The organism is Pontibacillus sp. ABV4_188, assembly GCF_056311905.1.
Window position 1 is genome coordinate 2,645,162 of record NZ_CM149975.1, and the last position, 14,610, is coordinate 2,659,771.

Here is a 14,610-nt window from a genome sequence, read left to right on the forward strand (position 1 = left end):
TTAGTCCGCACTATAATCCCTTTTAGGTGTCATGGAACAGTCTAGGAGATTTCCTCGGCAGCCTTTAGCCGTTCCTTAGCCTCTTTTGCAGCGCTGATTTCATATGGTCGGGTAAGCGATCGAATAGTGGCCATCTATCTCTCACTCAAAAGCCATAATCCCCTCAGAGCCACTCAAGGCAGGCTACGCTGTGGACCGTTCTTCCCAAAACAATCTCACAGGTTCATACCCCATTTCATAGCAGACGTTTGAGAACAGCCTCCTACAAATATGGGCCTCCGCGGAAGCAGGGTCAACGCCCACATGCCATTGTGGATCGCCCCGCAACCTTAACTCCCAGCATCGACCCAAGGCTGGGCGCCTCAAGCCAACACAAGGAACTTCATCGATGTGCCCTTTGGCGGATTTTTAGGCCCGCCTTCAGGAACGGAGGGCCGACTAGAATACTGCACCATCCTGTTTGTAATACTAATATATCACAATCACTAAAATCACTCAATCCACATGCGCTGACAATTAATTCTTTCTATCACTGATAAAGTCAATAAGATCTTCCAAGAGTGTGCTTTCGACGCCTGCCTCTTTCAAGGCCATTCTTGCTCTTTCAGCATATTGGTTCTTATGCTCAATAGCACCTTCTAGGCCTAGCAATTGAGGATATGTACTTTTATTATTGGATACATCACTACCGACAGGCTTCCCAATTTCACCTTCTTCTCCGACTACATCTAAAATATCGTCTTGAACTTGGAAAAGTAACCCGATATATTTCGCATAAGATTCAATATGGTGTAACTGAGTAGAATCAGCACCACCAATAAACGCACCAGCTACTGCTGAAAAGCGAATCAGCTCACCCGTTTTATGTCTATGAATGGATTCAAGACCTTCAAGAGTAAGAGACTGGCCCTCAGCCTCCATATCAAGCATTTGACCTGCAACCATCCCCTCAGCACCACTTGCTTTTGAGAGTTCTCGGGTTAGAAATACTTTCTCACGATCGGTCAGGTGGTCGTTAGATGTCACAACATGAAAAGCTGCTGTAAGTAAACCATCCCCAGCTAAAATAGCTGTTGCTTCGTCAAATTGAACATGATTTGTTGGCTTCCCTCTTCTTACATCATCATCATCCATCGCTGGTAGATCATCATGAATCAATGAATACGTATGGATCATCTCCACCGCACAAGCAGGAGCAATAGCTCGATTTTCGTCTCCACCAAATGCTTCATTCGCAGCTAATAATAACACAGGTCGAATCCTCTTTCCGCCCGCTTCAATGGAGTACATTATGGAATCTCTTAACGTCTCAGGGATTTGCATAGAATAGATCTGTTGTTCCATTTGCTGGTTCAACAGCGAACGTTTTTCTTCTAAGAAGGATCCTAGTGTTTGGTTCACCTTATTCTTCCTCCTCAACTGAGAAAGACTCAAATTCACCCTGATCATTCATAATTTGTTGCATCTGCTTTTCGACATTATTGAGTTTGTCATTACAAACCTTAGAAAGTTTCATCCCATCCTGATAATAAGTAATGGCTTTCTCTAAAGGGACATCTCCCTCTTCTAACTTCTCAACGATTTGTTCAAGCTGCTTCATAGCTTCTTCAAAGCTCATTTCTTCTTGGTTCACTTGGTCTTTTTCACTCATGTTCTTCCTCCTTTTCCATACCCCATACTTGGCAATCTAAAACGCCATCTTGCACTTTAACTTGTATAGGATCTCCTGGTTGGACGTCTGAAATTGTCTTCACCACACCACCATCTTGATCAAAAGGAATAGCATAGCCTCTTTTCATGATTTCAAGTGGGTTTAACAAGGATAGTTTGTTTAACACCTGTGTATAACTGTTAACTTTGGACCGTTTTTCTTGATCCATCGCTCGATTCATTCGTTTTGTCAATTGAACAAAAGTATGTTTAGCTCCATCTAAAGAACGTTCTGGATGTTGCTGACGCAATCGATTTATCATCACATCAAAATCTTGCTTCTTTCGTTCATGTGTTAAGGATGATGACTTCTTCAACCGCTCAGAGAGGCGATCTAAATCTTGTTCCTTTTGCCTCATTAGTTGTTCTGGATAACGAAAGGCATAAGACTTCTGTAAGCGATTTAGACGTTCAATACCTTGACGATGTTGTACATGCAAGGCTCTTGTTAGTCTATTTTGCATTGAATGAATGCGCTCTAATACCTCTGTCTGAGAAGGAACGGCTATCTCCGCAGCTCCTGTGGGTGTAGGAGCTCTATAATCCGCTACAAAGTCACTGATTGTATAGTCCGTTTCATGTCCGACTGCTGAAATGATGGGTACAGTTGAATCGGCAATAGCTCTCGCTACGATCTCCTCATTAAAAGCCCACAATTCTTCAATTGAACCTCCACCTCGCCCAGCAATGATGACGTCAAAACTACCGAGTTCATTTACTTTTTTAATTGCCTGGGAAATAGAGTGAGCAGCATTTTTCCCCTGCACGAGCACAGGAAATACCGCTACTTTTACAAGAGGATAGCGTCTTTTAATAGTGGTTAAGATATCACGAACTGCAGCACCTGTCGGGGAAGTAATGACGGCTATGGACTCAGGATAAGGCGGGAGAGGTCGTTTTCTCGAATCTTCGAAAAGACCCTCTGTAGACAACTTCTTCTTTAACTCTTCATATGCAAGGTAAAGAGCACCTAAACCGTCAGGCTCCATATGCTGAACATAAAGCTGATATTGTCCATGGGGTTCATATACACCAATTTCCCCCTTGATCAAGACATTCATCCCATCTTCAGGCTTAAACTTTAAGCGCCGATTATTGCCAGCAAACATCACTGCATTCACCCGAGATTTATTATCCTTTATGGTTAAATACATGTGTCCACGGCTGTGGTGCTTAAAGTTAGAAATCTCCCCCTTTAACCAGATATCGGTTAAATGGGGGTCCGTTTCGAACTTACGCTTAATGTATTTAGTTAAGGCGGAAACCGTCAAATAATTGTCTTGCACAGTTAAGAACTCCTTTGAGGAATCTGATTAAGCTGTTTTGCCGCCTGTATTGTATTCTGTAGCAACATTGTAATCGTCATAGGTCCTACACCTCGAGGTACAGGTGTAATGTAAGATGCTTTTTCAAGCGCTGATTCAAAATCAACGTCCCCAGTAAGACTTCCATCTTCGATCCGGTTAACACCTACATCAATTACTACTGCACCATCTTTTATGTCTTCTCCTGAAATAAATCCAGGCTTACCAACAGCCACAATAAGAATATCTGCTTTTTGAGTAAATTCTTTGAGGTTCTTCGTTCGAGAATGACAATATGTAACTGTCGCATTTTCATTAAGGAGCATCTGTCCAATAGGTTTGCCCACAATGCGGCTACGGCCAAGTACGACGACATGTTTTCCTTCTAGGCTAATTCCTTTCTCTTTGAACATCGTTAAAATGCCAAGTGGAGTACAAGGTAAGAAGGTGTCTTTGCCTGCCATCATACGACCAATGCTTATAGGATGGAATCCATCAACGTCTTTACTTGGAGAAATGGCTTCAATGATCTCATCTTCATTGATATGGTCTGGTAATGGTAGCTGCACAAGAATCCCATGAACTTCAGAGTCATGATTAAGGCGATCCACTAAATCTAACAATTCTTGTTGCGTAACCTCTTCAGGAAGCTCAATGAGATTTGACTCTAAGCCAACTTGCTTTGAAGCTTTGTCCTTACCTCTTACGTAGGATAAAGATGCGGGATCGTTTCCAACAATGACGACCGCTAACCCAGGAACTACCCCTAGTTCACGGAGATCGGCTACCTCTTTCGTCATTCGCTCTCTAATATCTTCTGCTAATTCTCGTCCATAAATAATTTCTGCTGACACGGAATCCACCCTCTCACATTTAGTCAATCATTTTCTTTAATACACCGTTAACAAAACTACCTGACTTGTCATCGCCAAATGTTTTAGCTAGCTCAATTGCTTCATTAATGGAGACCTTGTCAGGGATATCTTCTTGATATTTCATTTCGTAAACGGCAATACGCATAATTGTTTTCTCTACAGATGCAATGCGATTAAACGACCACTTTTCAAGATGACTTGAGATCTGCTCATCGATTACTTCCTGGTTTTCTTTAACACCAAAAACGAGTTGATCCAGGAAAGCGTCATGAACTTGGCCATCTTCTTCCTCTAAAATGTTTTCAATCGCTTCGTTCGCATCCATTTCATTTATGTCCATTTGAAAAAGCGCCTGAAATGCCTTTTCTCTTGCTGTATGACGATTCATCATTCATTCTCCTTTATGTTTCTTTCCGTTAAGAATGATAACACGTAATAATCATAAATGCTATAAATAATAGAACGGCAGCGATTAAAAGCCCTATCATAATCTTTTCGGCGTTCATGGGATTTTATAGGAACAGCATACCCAAAACGATAAAGAGGTATCCGTGGTTGTTAGAGGGAATGCGGGGAGTGATACAGGAGAGATCTTTTGTGTCCGGAAGTTTGAAGGTTCATTTTGCTGAGGAAGTGCCTCGAAGCCCTGCTATCATCACGCTGCATAAAATCTCTAAATGTAGCATTGTTTATAGTAGGAAATCCTAAGAGGAAATAATCATATAATGTTTGCTTATGTGCATCAATAGAATAAAAGTAGCAGTATGGACATCGCCATCTTTTCTTTTTCCACATCATATGAAAAGCATTACATTTAGGGCACTCTACCCCTTTACGCAATTCATTATAAGAAACACCATACTTCTCCAACACATTTGTGGGGAGAGGAGGAGTGTGCGCATTAAGTATAATTTGATTCATTTTTTCAGGAAGTAGGTAATCTTTGGTGAACCGAGATTCCATTTTTATAATATTCTCTTGAAGATTTTCTACGTGCGTGATTGTATGCTGATGAGGGTTGTGCTCTGAAGCTTTAATAACAGAAGAAGGGTGTGTGAACACAATAAAATATTTAATAGGTAAGGGGATATTATGGAAGGTGAACCACTTTGACAAATGCCTCCGCTGGCGGCCAACTTGAATAAGAGGGTTAGGCAATCTTTCTTCACGTGAGTCTAACTTTCTGATTAGCTGATTAAACGTGGGGTCAAATTCAATTATGCCTGATATATTTTTTACTTCTAGTATAATTGCAACTCTCTTTGTGATAAGCAATGTATCAATTTGAAAGGCTTTACTTCCCTCTATTAACCTTAAATCATGAAAAATGCGAAAATCGTGATCAGGCAAATAGCTTAAAGGATAATCTAATTCCTGCTCTCCCCAATATCCTGCTTTTCTTTTGTTTATACTCTTTGTTACGAGTGATCTCTTTGTATGACGATCAGGCAACCTTTTTTCTAAAACCTCTTCTTGTCTAAGTATTAACGGAATACTCCTATTTTTAACAATCATTTAAAACTCCTCTCTTACATCAGTACTTTAATTATTATATTGTAGTAAAGTATAATATTCGACAATAGTTTAGGTTCCCCTGCTTTTTAATACAAATTATGTTAATTAAACCTATGAATGAGGGTACTGTATTAAAGTTCAAACAATTTACTTTTAGTTACTTCCGTGGGTTTTGGTCACTGCCCTCGCTTGGTTCGTCATTGCGATCTCCCTTTACTACACTCCGGCCCCTCTTTATGGCATTCCACCGACCTTTTTGGTCACTGCTCTCTCTTAGTACGTCATTCCGTTTCTCATTACTACATTCTAGCCCTCTTTATGTCATTCCCCCTCCCCTTTTGGTCACTGCTCTCGCTTGGTTCGTCATTGCGTTCTCCCTTTACTACATTCTGACCCTCTTTACGTCATTCCCCCTCCCCTTTTGGTCACTACCCCATCTTGGTTCGTCATTCCGTCTTCCTTTTACTACATTCTGACCCTCTTTATGTCATTCCCCCTCCCCTGTTGGTCACTGCCCCATCCGGTTCGTCATTCCGTTTCGTTATTCTTCCCTTTTCAATTAATTCTCCCTGCTCTTTATAGCATAAAAAACCACAAAGAAGACTCTGTCTCCTTTGTGGTTCATGGAATCCCGCTTATACGCCTGGGATCTCTTCTTCTTCTTCCTCTAGTTCTTCTTTCGTTGGTTCCATTTGGATGCCAACGATGTGAACGTTAATTTCTTTGATTTCAAGGGCTGTCATATTTTTAAGAGCCTGGCGTGTGCTGTCTTGAATCTTTTGGGCGGTTTGCGGAATGGAGATTCCAAAGTCCATCACAACATAAATATCAATTACGATACCTTCGTCAGATAGTTCAACTTTAATCCCTTTTCCGTGATTTTTCTTTCCGCCAAGTCGTTCCGCTACACCACTTGCGAAGTTCCCTCGCATGGATGCAACACCTTCTACTTCTGATGCTGCGATACCGGCAATAACTTCAATAACCTCTGGAGCAATTTCCACTTTACCTAAGCTGGAGTCATCTCCAACGTTTAATAAATGATTTTCACTCATTTTGGTCACTCCTTTGTGTTATTCCTCTTCCATTATAGTATAAGTTTCAAGGAATTTCGTATTAAAATCTCCTCCGCGGAAGACTTCGTGCTCCATCATGCGACGATGGAATGGAATCGTTGTATGAACGCCTTCAATCACAAACTCATCAAGAGCACGCTTCATACGGTCCATCGCCTCTTCTCGCGTGTTACCGTAAGTGATCAACTTCGCAATCATTGAATCATAATATGGAGGAATCATCCAACCTGGATACGCTGCGGAGTCAACACGGACACCGAAACCGCCTGGAGGAAGATACATCTCAATTCGACCTGGTGATGGCATAAAGTTTTTGAACGGGTTCTCAGCATTAATACGACATTCAATGGAATGACCCTCGAATTCAATTTGGTCTTGAGAGAATTGGAGCGATTCATTGTTTCCTACGCGAATCATTTCTTTAATCAGATCAACACCTGTAACCATTTCAGTAACAGGGTGTTCTACCTGAATACGAGTGTTCATCTCCATAAAGTAGAAGCTATTGTTCTTTTGGTCGAAGATGAATTCTACAGTACCCGCTCCAGAATAATTCACGGCTAAAGCTGCTTTAATCGCAGCGTCACCCATTTCAGCACGAAGGTCTGGATCTAGTGCTGGAGAAGGTGTTTCTTCAATTAATTTTTGCAAGCGACGTTGTACAGAACAGTCGCGTTCACCAAGGTGAATAGCGTTACCATGGTTGTCAGCCATAATTTGAATTTCTACGTGACGGAAATCTTCAATGAATTTCTCTAAATAGACACCAGGATTTCCGAAAGCTTTTTCTGCTTCGTTTTGTGTAACGCGGATCCCTTTTTTCAGTTCTTCTTCATTTCGTGCGACACGGATTCCTTTTCCGCCACCACCAGCTGTTGCTTTAATGATGACTGGATAACCGATTTCTTCAGCTACCTGAAGGCCATGTTCTTCGTCACGAATTAAGCCTTCAGAGCCAGGAACAACTGGCACTCCAGCTTCTTTCATCGTTTCACGGGCAACGTCCTTGGTACCCATTTTACGAATGGCTTGAGCGCTTGGGCCGATAAATGTAATGTTGCATTCATCGCAAATCTCAGCAAAATCAGGGTTCTCAGATAAGAATCCGTATCCTGGATGAATCGCATCTGATTCTGTTAGAGTCGCTACGCTCATAATATTTGTGAAGTTCAAGTAGCTTTCACTACTCAAGGTTGGTCCAATACAATACGCTTCATCTGCTAACTGAACGTGTAGAGATTCTTTGTCCGCTTCAGAATAGACGGCCACTGTTTCAATGTCCATCTCCTTACAAGCTCGTATAATCCGAACGGCGATCTCTCCACGGTTCGCGATTAAGATTTTCTTGATCACAGTTCCATCCCCTTATTCGGATTTCACTCGGAATAATGGTTGGCCATATTCAACAAGCTGACCATTTTCAACGAGTACTTCTACAATTTTACCATTTACTTCAGCTTCAATCTCGTTAAAGAGCTTCATCGCTTCTACGATACACACAACAGAGTCCTTCGTTACAACATCTCCGTTTTTAACGAAAGCTTCAGCGTCTGGTGAAGAAGCTTCATAGAATGTCCCTACCATAGGAGAAACAATCTCATGATCGTAATCTACTTTTGTTTCTTGTTGCTGCTCAGGTTTTGGTTCCTCAGCGGCTGGTGTTTGCTGTGGCTGTGGCGCAGGCTGTGCTGGTTGCTCTGTCACAGCGGGTTGAGCTGGTGCTGCTGTGCGCTCAATTACCTCTCCTGAATTCTTCTTCATTGATACGGTTGTTCCATTGCTTTCATATGTAAACTCATCGATAGTTGAATCATCGATTAATTTAATGAGTTCACGGATTTCTTGTACTTTTAACATATTTTGCGCACCCCTTCTATATTTGAAATGCATATTATTAACTGGTACTAATAACACCTCTTAACATTTTACGACAAAGAGTAGTAAAACTTCAACCTACTAGAAAGCGCTTACTACATCTTTTCTCTATTAGAAAGGGGTTTTCCTCTCCCTCAAATAAAAAATTAGACAGAAAAAAATCAGCTCTCGCACGCATAGGAGTGCGAAAGCTGACGTTTTACTTATCGTTAGGGATGTATTCGACTACAACTGGTACTGGTCCAAATTCATCATATACAATTTGGTGAATTTGACTGACGTCTTGTTTAGACATTTCATTTGCTTTAACTTTTACTAACACTTTTTCATCTTCTGCTCTCACAAATACATCTGGGTAGTTCGCTTTTGCTGCGATTGATTGTTTAGCAACCGATTCTTTTGTGCTTAGCTCACGAATCTTATCAATTTCATTTTTCGCATCGTTTACTTCATCAGCAGAAACTTCACTAGAAGCCATGATGTTCTCTAACTCTTCGATTTTCTTTGAGCGGCTATCCATAATGTCTAATTGCATGGAAGAGAAATATTGATCAGAAGACAGGCTTGATGTAGCAGTCCCTTCCCCTTCTGTTGCTACGTCTCCTTCTTGCGCTGTGGCATCCCCTTCAGTTGGTGTTCCAGCTGTTTGTTGATCAGCACTTTCTTCATCACCCATGTAAGCGAGTTCCCCTTCTGGTGGAGAAGTCATGTAATACACGCTTAATACAATCATCAAACTCAACATCGTTAGTAACCATACCGTTTGCTTTTTTAACATCATTCTTTCATTCCTCCTTATTTTTTCGGCATTACCGAAATGCGATGTGTAGGAACATCTAATGTTCGTGAAACTGTTTCAACAATCCACTCTTTCACTTTCATGTGATCAGCGCCTTTTGCTACAACCCCGACTCCCCTAACTAATGGTTTATCGGTCCTGATCAGTAATGGAGCTTCTTGGTCGCCTTGTCTTGTAACTACAATTTGTTCATCCTCAGTAAAGTCTTCAATCTTTCGTTCTCCACCACTCTTATCAGTTTCTGTGGTGTGTTGCTTGCTAACGGTTGTATTCTTTTCATACACTTTTGCTTCAGTAGAATCTAAGTTCACCATGACTTCAACTTCAGACACGCCTTGAATTTTCTCGAGGAGCTCTTTTAACTCCTTCTCGTAATACGTTTCCACCTCTGACATCAACATGTCTGCCTCGTCTTTTTTTTGCCCGAATGTTTCTTGTTCACTAGGTTGAACACTCTCTGTTTGTACAGGAGGCGATACTCCTTCACTACCAGCTTCATCACTTGTGAAGAAGTCTCCAACTAACAGAATAAGTAATCCTAGCAAACCAACCAGAACAACATAAGCTAGTTTAGTAGGCTTTTCTCCTTCTGGCGTCTTCAGCTTAAGCAATGAAAAGATATTGTTTAACGGATTTTTCTTCATTGAACCCCTCCTTCCCATTGTAAGATTAGCTGGTCTTCAGGAATGTCCCATGCCGATGAGAGATAAGATTTAACAGCATTTAGTGATTTTTTATCTTCCTGAGTCTCTGGCTGCTGATTAAGATCAATGACAATCTCCTCAACCTCATCAGTACCTGCTTTTTGATCACCACTTTCTTTCATCGTGACCGTAAGCGACTTCAACCCCTCTAGATTCACTTCTGCATCTTCTTTAAATTGGAAGGAAAAGTTTTGAATCTCTACGTTATGGTCATTCATCAGCTCCTCCTTCACTTCGTTTTCTAGCTGGACAGCCATCTGTTCTAAAATATATGCACGTTGTGAGGCTTGTATTTCTCTTTTCTTCTCTTCAATTGAATTTTTCATAGATTCTACCTCTGACTGATCATTCCATCTGTTCATTTCTTGCGTGAAAAACTGATCCATATTAACATCGAAAAGCTTAAAAACAGGCTGCAAAAATACAAGAATAAGAAGTAACCCTACAACTAGCTTGATGTATTTTCGAAAGGATGATGCAGGGAGTAATAGGTCGGTTACAAGCGCCAACAGTAAAAAGAGAATGATTTGTGTCACCCATTCGGTAATAAACGCCACCGATCCACCTCCTATCGAACCATCATTGTTAAGTTACTGGCAGCGACTAAAATGACAATTGCTAGGAAGAACATAAACGTTACAACTAGTAAAGCCGCGAAAACAAAGAGGATATGTTTACTGATTGTTTCCATAGACGCTATAACAGGACCACCACCGATCGGTTGCAGTATTGCAGCTGCCAGCTTATAGATAAGCGCAACTGCTAACACTTTTACTGCTGGAAATAACGCAAGTGCTAATATAATGAGGACACCCACAATCCCGACCGTATTCTTTAATAGGAGGGAAGCACTTAATACGGTATCCGTTGCATCTGTAAACATACGTCCTACAACAGGAACGAAATTGCCGGTAACAAATTTTGCTGTTTTCATTGCAACCCCGTCTTGTATAGCTGATGTCGCTCCTTGGACAGAGATAACACCTAAGAAAATGGTTAGAAATGCTCCAAGTAAACCTAAGCTAATATTACGTAATAGTTGCGCGAGCTGAGTAACCTTATACTGATCATTAATCGTGCTTACGATCATTAATAAAGCTGATAAAAACAATAATGGCAGCACTACGTTTGAGACGAGTAGCCCACTTGTATGAATAAGAAAAACGATAACAGGATGAAAAAAAGATACGGATAGCAGATTACCGAATGTTGCCATTAAGCCAAGCATTAAAGGTAAGAGAGCGATCATAAAACTACTCATCATTTCAACAGCATCTTTGGCATAAGAAACCGCTAAATGAAAACTGTTCAACGCTAACACAATGAGAACAAGATAGACGACTGCGTATGCTACTTTACTTACTGCTTGGTTCTCAAATGCGTTTTGTAAAGACTGAAGAATCATACAAAATAGGGTCAGAAAGATTAGAGTCCCCAATAACTTTCCATTGATTAGGAATTCATAGAATAGATATTTTAAAAGACCTAAAACCCAATCTTTAATGGAAAGGGAATCGCGATTTTCCATAAATTCGACGAAGCTCCCTTTTCGAATACCAGGTAGGTACCCTCCATATTCATCAACCACCTGGTTCCAGTACGATTGAATCTCTGTAAACGTAATGGGATCAATTGTTGGGCTTGTCTCTTCAGCCGGAGAGGTCTGAGCTTGTACTGGCTCTGACAGAAACAAGACAACACTACAAGTGAGTAAAACAACAACAATCATTTGTTGAATGAACTTCATTAATGTACAAGCCACCTCCTTAAAAGATTAAGCTGGAAGAAAGCCTAAAATCGTTTCAATAACAGCGGTCAAAATCGGTATAGCTAACACTAAAATAAAGACTTTCCCAGCCAATTCAATCTTAGAAGCTACTGATCCAAGCCCAGCATCTCGGGTAATCTGAGCACCAAATTCCGCAACGTAAGCAATTCCAATAATCTTTAAGATCGTCTCTACATACATGCCATTCACATTAGCTTTTTGGGCAATGTATTCTAGCAATGTAAATACCTCTGCAATTTCACGAATTAGAATGAGAAATATAATAATCCCTGTGAATAAAATGAGAAAAAAAGCAATTGATGACTTCTGTTCTTTTACAATGATCGTTAGCACACTTGCTACAAGGGCAAAGGAAACGATCTTAATAATCTCCATGTCTTCACCTGCCTTATCCTTGGAATAAAAAGACAGACTTAATTTGTTGGAACAATTCTTGCAAGCCGTCCATAACGATAAATAACACGATGATAAAACCAACTAAAGTTGCCCAGTGAGCAATGTCCTCTTTTCCCATTTGTTTTAAAACGGTATGGATCATCGCCACTACGATTCCCACCCCAGCAATCTGGAATAATATATAGGCCTCTCCGATCATGTCTTTAACTCCCTTCACCTTTACATGAAAAGCAATATAATCAATAAACCCGTCAAAAAGCCAAGGCTTTTTACCATTTTGCTATATTTGTACTGCTGTTCTTCCGCTTCTTTTAATTCTCGTTCTAAGTGGGAAATAGCTAGACGGATATGTTTCTGCTGGCCTGTGAAATCATGCTGTCCTAGCGTTTGACCAAACTGCTTCATGATTTCTTTCTCCCCCTCACCAAGGGCACTCAGGGGCCAGAACGACTGTATGCGTTGTTCCCATACATCATAGAGAGAAGCGCTGCTTTCTTTTAGTTGCTCGCTAAACTCATAGAAAAACCATGCCATCGGCTCAGGAATCTGTCGTGCTACTTTCTCACACGCTTCAATAACAGGTGAGTGTCCATAAAGAATCTCAGCCTCTAATACTTGTAACGCATTCTTTAGTTGACGAATTTGCTTAGGCCTTTCAGTGAGCCTTCGTGCAAATTCAAATCCTCCCCACGTTGTAGCGCACAGCAGGATTAGTGCTCCGATCCACTTCATATGACACACCCCTCTTTTTTAATGAGAGTAACTGACCATGTTGATCGAGAAGCGTCCTAACAAACCCCGGTTGCCGCTTCTTTTCAAGTATCACAAATCTCTCAAAAACCTCTTGCTCAAACAACGGTGTAAGGGATGGCCTCTTTTGCACAGAATCAAACCGATCCCCGTGAACCGTAGAAATGACTGTAACGCCTGCATATAATGCTTCTAAAAGTGCTTTTACATCTGCTTCACTTCCTATTTCATCTACAATGAGAATCTCTGGGGACATAGAACGGATCATCATCATCATGCCTTCTGCTTTTGGACAAGCATCCATAACGTCTGTCCGAAGTCCCAGATGATGTTGAGGTACTCCGTGAATACTCCCTGCAATTTCAGAACGTTCGTCAATGATTCCAACCTTCTTGGAAGGTATGGAACCTGTTCCCTGGCTCATAATCCGAGCCATATCCCTTAAGAGCGTCGTTTTGCCTGTTTGAGGAGGACCGATTAAGAGAGTATTCGTGTATTCACCATCATAGAGATCTTCTACTAGTGATTGAGCTACCCCTATTTTTTCTTTAGCGATTCGAATATTAAACGAAGCAATATGTCGAATGGCCTTGACTACCCCTTTTTCGGTGTTGACTTTCCCCGCTAAACCCACCCGATGGCCCCCTGGGATCGTAATATATCCCTCACGAAGCTCGTCCTCTAGTCGATAAATGGAATATTCTCCGAGTTGGTTTAATAAATAGTTCCCATCTTCTTCACTCGGAATAACAGCCGGGACCAATGTACTCTTATCATCATAGATGAGCTCTAATGGCTTCGTAATTCGAAATCGAATCTCCTGGAGACGGGTCCAATCTTCCTCACTAATTTTCTGAAGCTCTGATTGAATATAGGTCGGGAAAAGCCGCAAAATCTCTTTCATAGATCTCCCTCACAATCTTTGCACTTGTTTACTGTAAATTTATGCGTGTCCACCTAATTTATGACCAGAGATAGAAAAATGAGAGAGATCTCTATCAACTCTCTTTTACTACTTTAAAATAATAGATATCCTCCCGTCTGGACCTAATGAGACCGCTTTCTTATCCAATATAAAAACGCCTGAGGTTTGGAACCTTAGGCGTTTCATCTTATATAAATTTATTCATTTATGCTTCCTTATGCGGAGAACTCGAAGTAGAGTAAGTGCTGTTGTTTATCATCTGATAATACCCATAAAAAAAAGCTCTCCAACTAAGTTGGAGAGCTTTGAATCATTATTAGTTATTTGAACGGGAAACGTATTTACCATCATCTGTGCTGATTGTAAGAACGTCACCTTCATTAATGAAGAATGGAACTTGTACCGTAAGGCCTGTTTCAAGCGTTGCTGGCTTCGTACCACCGCTTGCTGTGTCACCTTTAATACCTGGTTCTGTTTCTGTAACCTGCAGGTCAACGTTTTTCGGTAGTTCAACACCGATTGTTTCACCTTGGTAGAAACGAACTTGAATTTCCATATTCTCTTTCAGGTAGTTTAATTCGTTCTCGATCTGTTTCGTTTGAAGCTCAACCTGATCATATGTGTCTGTGTCCATAAATGTATGAACGTTATCAGCAGAATAAAGGTATTGCATTTTGCGGTTTTCAATGTGAGCTTTTTGAACTTTCTCACCTGCGCGGAACGTTTTCTCTTGGATCGCTCCAGTACGTAAGTTACGAAGTTTAGAGCGCACGAATGCCGCTCCTTTACCTGGCTTAACGTGTTGGAAGTCGATCACTTGCCAGATCCCATTATCTACTTCAACTGTAAGACCTGTCTTAAAATCGTTAACTGAAATCATAATTGAATTTCC

Annotated in this window: 18 protein-coding genes; all 18 read right to left on the bottom strand. The window is 40.9% G+C overall.

Annotation, left to right across the window (positions count from 1 at the left end):
• Nucleotides 1–516 precede the first annotated feature (516 nt).
• Complete coding sequence (locus ACYX4O_RS13640; protein WP_476351608.1) at nt 517–1,401, bottom strand: polyprenyl synthetase family protein; 885 nt, start codon at nt 1,399–1,401, stop codon at nt 517–519.
• Between the two features lies 1 nt (nt 1,402).
• Nucleotides 1,403–1,651, bottom strand: coding sequence for an exodeoxyribonuclease VII small subunit (locus tag ACYX4O_RS13645; RefSeq protein ID WP_188655299.1), 249 nt, complete (start codon nt 1,649–1,651; stop codon nt 1,403–1,405).
• The gene (xseA, locus tag ACYX4O_RS13650; protein ID WP_476351609.1) at nt 1,644–2,996 is read right to left on the bottom strand and encodes an exodeoxyribonuclease VII large subunit; all 1,353 of its coding nucleotides are present in this window, start codon (nt 2,994–2,996) and stop codon (nt 1,644–1,646) included. The genes ACYX4O_RS13645 and xseA overlap by 8 nt, the downstream gene beginning before the upstream one ends.
• A gap of 2 nt (nt 2,997–2,998) precedes the next feature.
• Entirely contained in the window at nt 2,999–3,868 is an 870-nt protein-coding gene (folD, locus tag ACYX4O_RS13655; RefSeq protein ID WP_476351610.1) for a bifunctional methylenetetrahydrofolate dehydrogenase/methenyltetrahydrofolate cyclohydrolase FolD, read from the bottom strand.
• A 19-nt stretch (nt 3,869–3,887) separates the two neighbouring features.
• A complete protein-coding gene (nusB, locus tag ACYX4O_RS13660; protein ID WP_476351611.1) occupies nt 3,888–4,277 on the bottom strand; it encodes a transcription antitermination factor NusB in 390 nt (129 codons plus the stop codon).
• 170 nt (nt 4,278–4,447) lie between these two features.
• Nucleotides 4,448–5,404 carry a nuclease-related domain-containing protein gene (locus ACYX4O_RS13665; protein ID WP_476351612.1) on the bottom strand — a complete coding sequence of 319 codons (957 nt, stop codon included), beginning with the start codon at nt 5,402–5,404 and terminating at the stop codon, nt 4,448–4,450.
• Between the two features lie 635 nt (nt 5,405–6,039).
• A complete protein-coding gene (locus ACYX4O_RS13670; protein ID WP_188655303.1) occupies nt 6,040–6,459 on the bottom strand; it encodes an Asp23/Gls24 family envelope stress response protein in 420 nt (139 codons plus the stop codon).
• An 18-nt stretch (nt 6,460–6,477) separates the two neighbouring features.
• Nucleotides 6,478–7,833, bottom strand: coding sequence for an acetyl-CoA carboxylase biotin carboxylase subunit (gene accC / locus ACYX4O_RS13675; protein ID WP_345239605.1), 1,356 nt, complete (start codon nt 7,831–7,833; stop codon nt 6,478–6,480).
• Nucleotides 7,834–7,845: 12 nt separating this feature from the next.
• On the bottom strand, nt 7,846–8,337 hold the full coding sequence (gene accB / locus ACYX4O_RS13680; protein WP_476351613.1) for an acetyl-CoA carboxylase biotin carboxyl carrier protein: 492 nt from the start codon (nt 8,335–8,337) through the stop codon (nt 7,846–7,848).
• Nucleotides 8,338–8,554: 217 nt separating this feature from the next.
• Entirely contained in the window at nt 8,555–9,136 is a 582-nt protein-coding gene (locus ACYX4O_RS13685; protein WP_476351614.1) for a SpoIIIAH-like family protein, read from the bottom strand.
• 14 nt (nt 9,137–9,150) lie between these two features.
• Complete coding sequence (gene spoIIIAG, locus ACYX4O_RS13690; RefSeq protein WP_476351615.1) at nt 9,151–9,798, bottom strand: stage III sporulation protein AG; 648 nt, start codon at nt 9,796–9,798, stop codon at nt 9,151–9,153.
• Nucleotides 9,795–10,415 (bottom strand): stage III sporulation protein AF, encoded by a 621-nt coding sequence (gene spoIIIAF / locus ACYX4O_RS13695; protein WP_476351616.1) that lies wholly within the window; start codon nt 10,413–10,415, stop codon nt 9,795–9,797. The genes spoIIIAG and spoIIIAF overlap by 4 nt, the downstream gene beginning before the upstream one ends.
• A gap of 11 nt (nt 10,416–10,426) precedes the next feature.
• Entirely contained in the window at nt 10,427–11,605 is a 1,179-nt protein-coding gene (spoIIIAE, locus tag ACYX4O_RS13700) for a stage III sporulation protein AE (RefSeq protein ID WP_476351617.1), read from the bottom strand.
• 27 nt (nt 11,606–11,632) lie between these two features.
• The gene (gene spoIIIAD, locus ACYX4O_RS13705) at nt 11,633–12,022 is read right to left on the bottom strand and encodes a stage III sporulation protein AD (RefSeq protein WP_207527690.1); all 390 of its coding nucleotides are present in this window, start codon (nt 12,020–12,022) and stop codon (nt 11,633–11,635) included.
• Between the two features lie 13 nt (nt 12,023–12,035).
• Nucleotides 12,036–12,242 carry a stage III sporulation protein AC gene (gene spoIIIAC, locus ACYX4O_RS13710; RefSeq protein ID WP_036782069.1) on the bottom strand — a complete coding sequence of 69 codons (207 nt, stop codon included), beginning with the start codon at nt 12,240–12,242 and terminating at the stop codon, nt 12,036–12,038.
• A 20-nt stretch (nt 12,243–12,262) separates the two neighbouring features.
• The gene (spoIIIAB, locus tag ACYX4O_RS13715; RefSeq protein ID WP_036782071.1) at nt 12,263–12,775 is read right to left on the bottom strand and encodes a stage III sporulation protein SpoIIIAB; all 513 of its coding nucleotides are present in this window, start codon (nt 12,773–12,775) and stop codon (nt 12,263–12,265) included.
• A complete protein-coding gene (gene spoIIIAA, locus ACYX4O_RS13720) occupies nt 12,720–13,697 on the bottom strand; it encodes a stage III sporulation protein AA (RefSeq protein ID WP_476351618.1) in 978 nt (325 codons plus the stop codon). Before spoIIIAA ends, spoIIIAB begins: the two co-directional genes overlap by 56 nt.
• Before the next feature lie 337 nt (nt 13,698–14,034).
• Nucleotides 14,035–14,598, bottom strand: coding sequence for an elongation factor P (efp, locus tag ACYX4O_RS13725; protein WP_188655310.1), 564 nt, complete (start codon nt 14,596–14,598; stop codon nt 14,035–14,037).
• Nucleotides 14,599–14,610 lie beyond the last annotated feature (12 nt).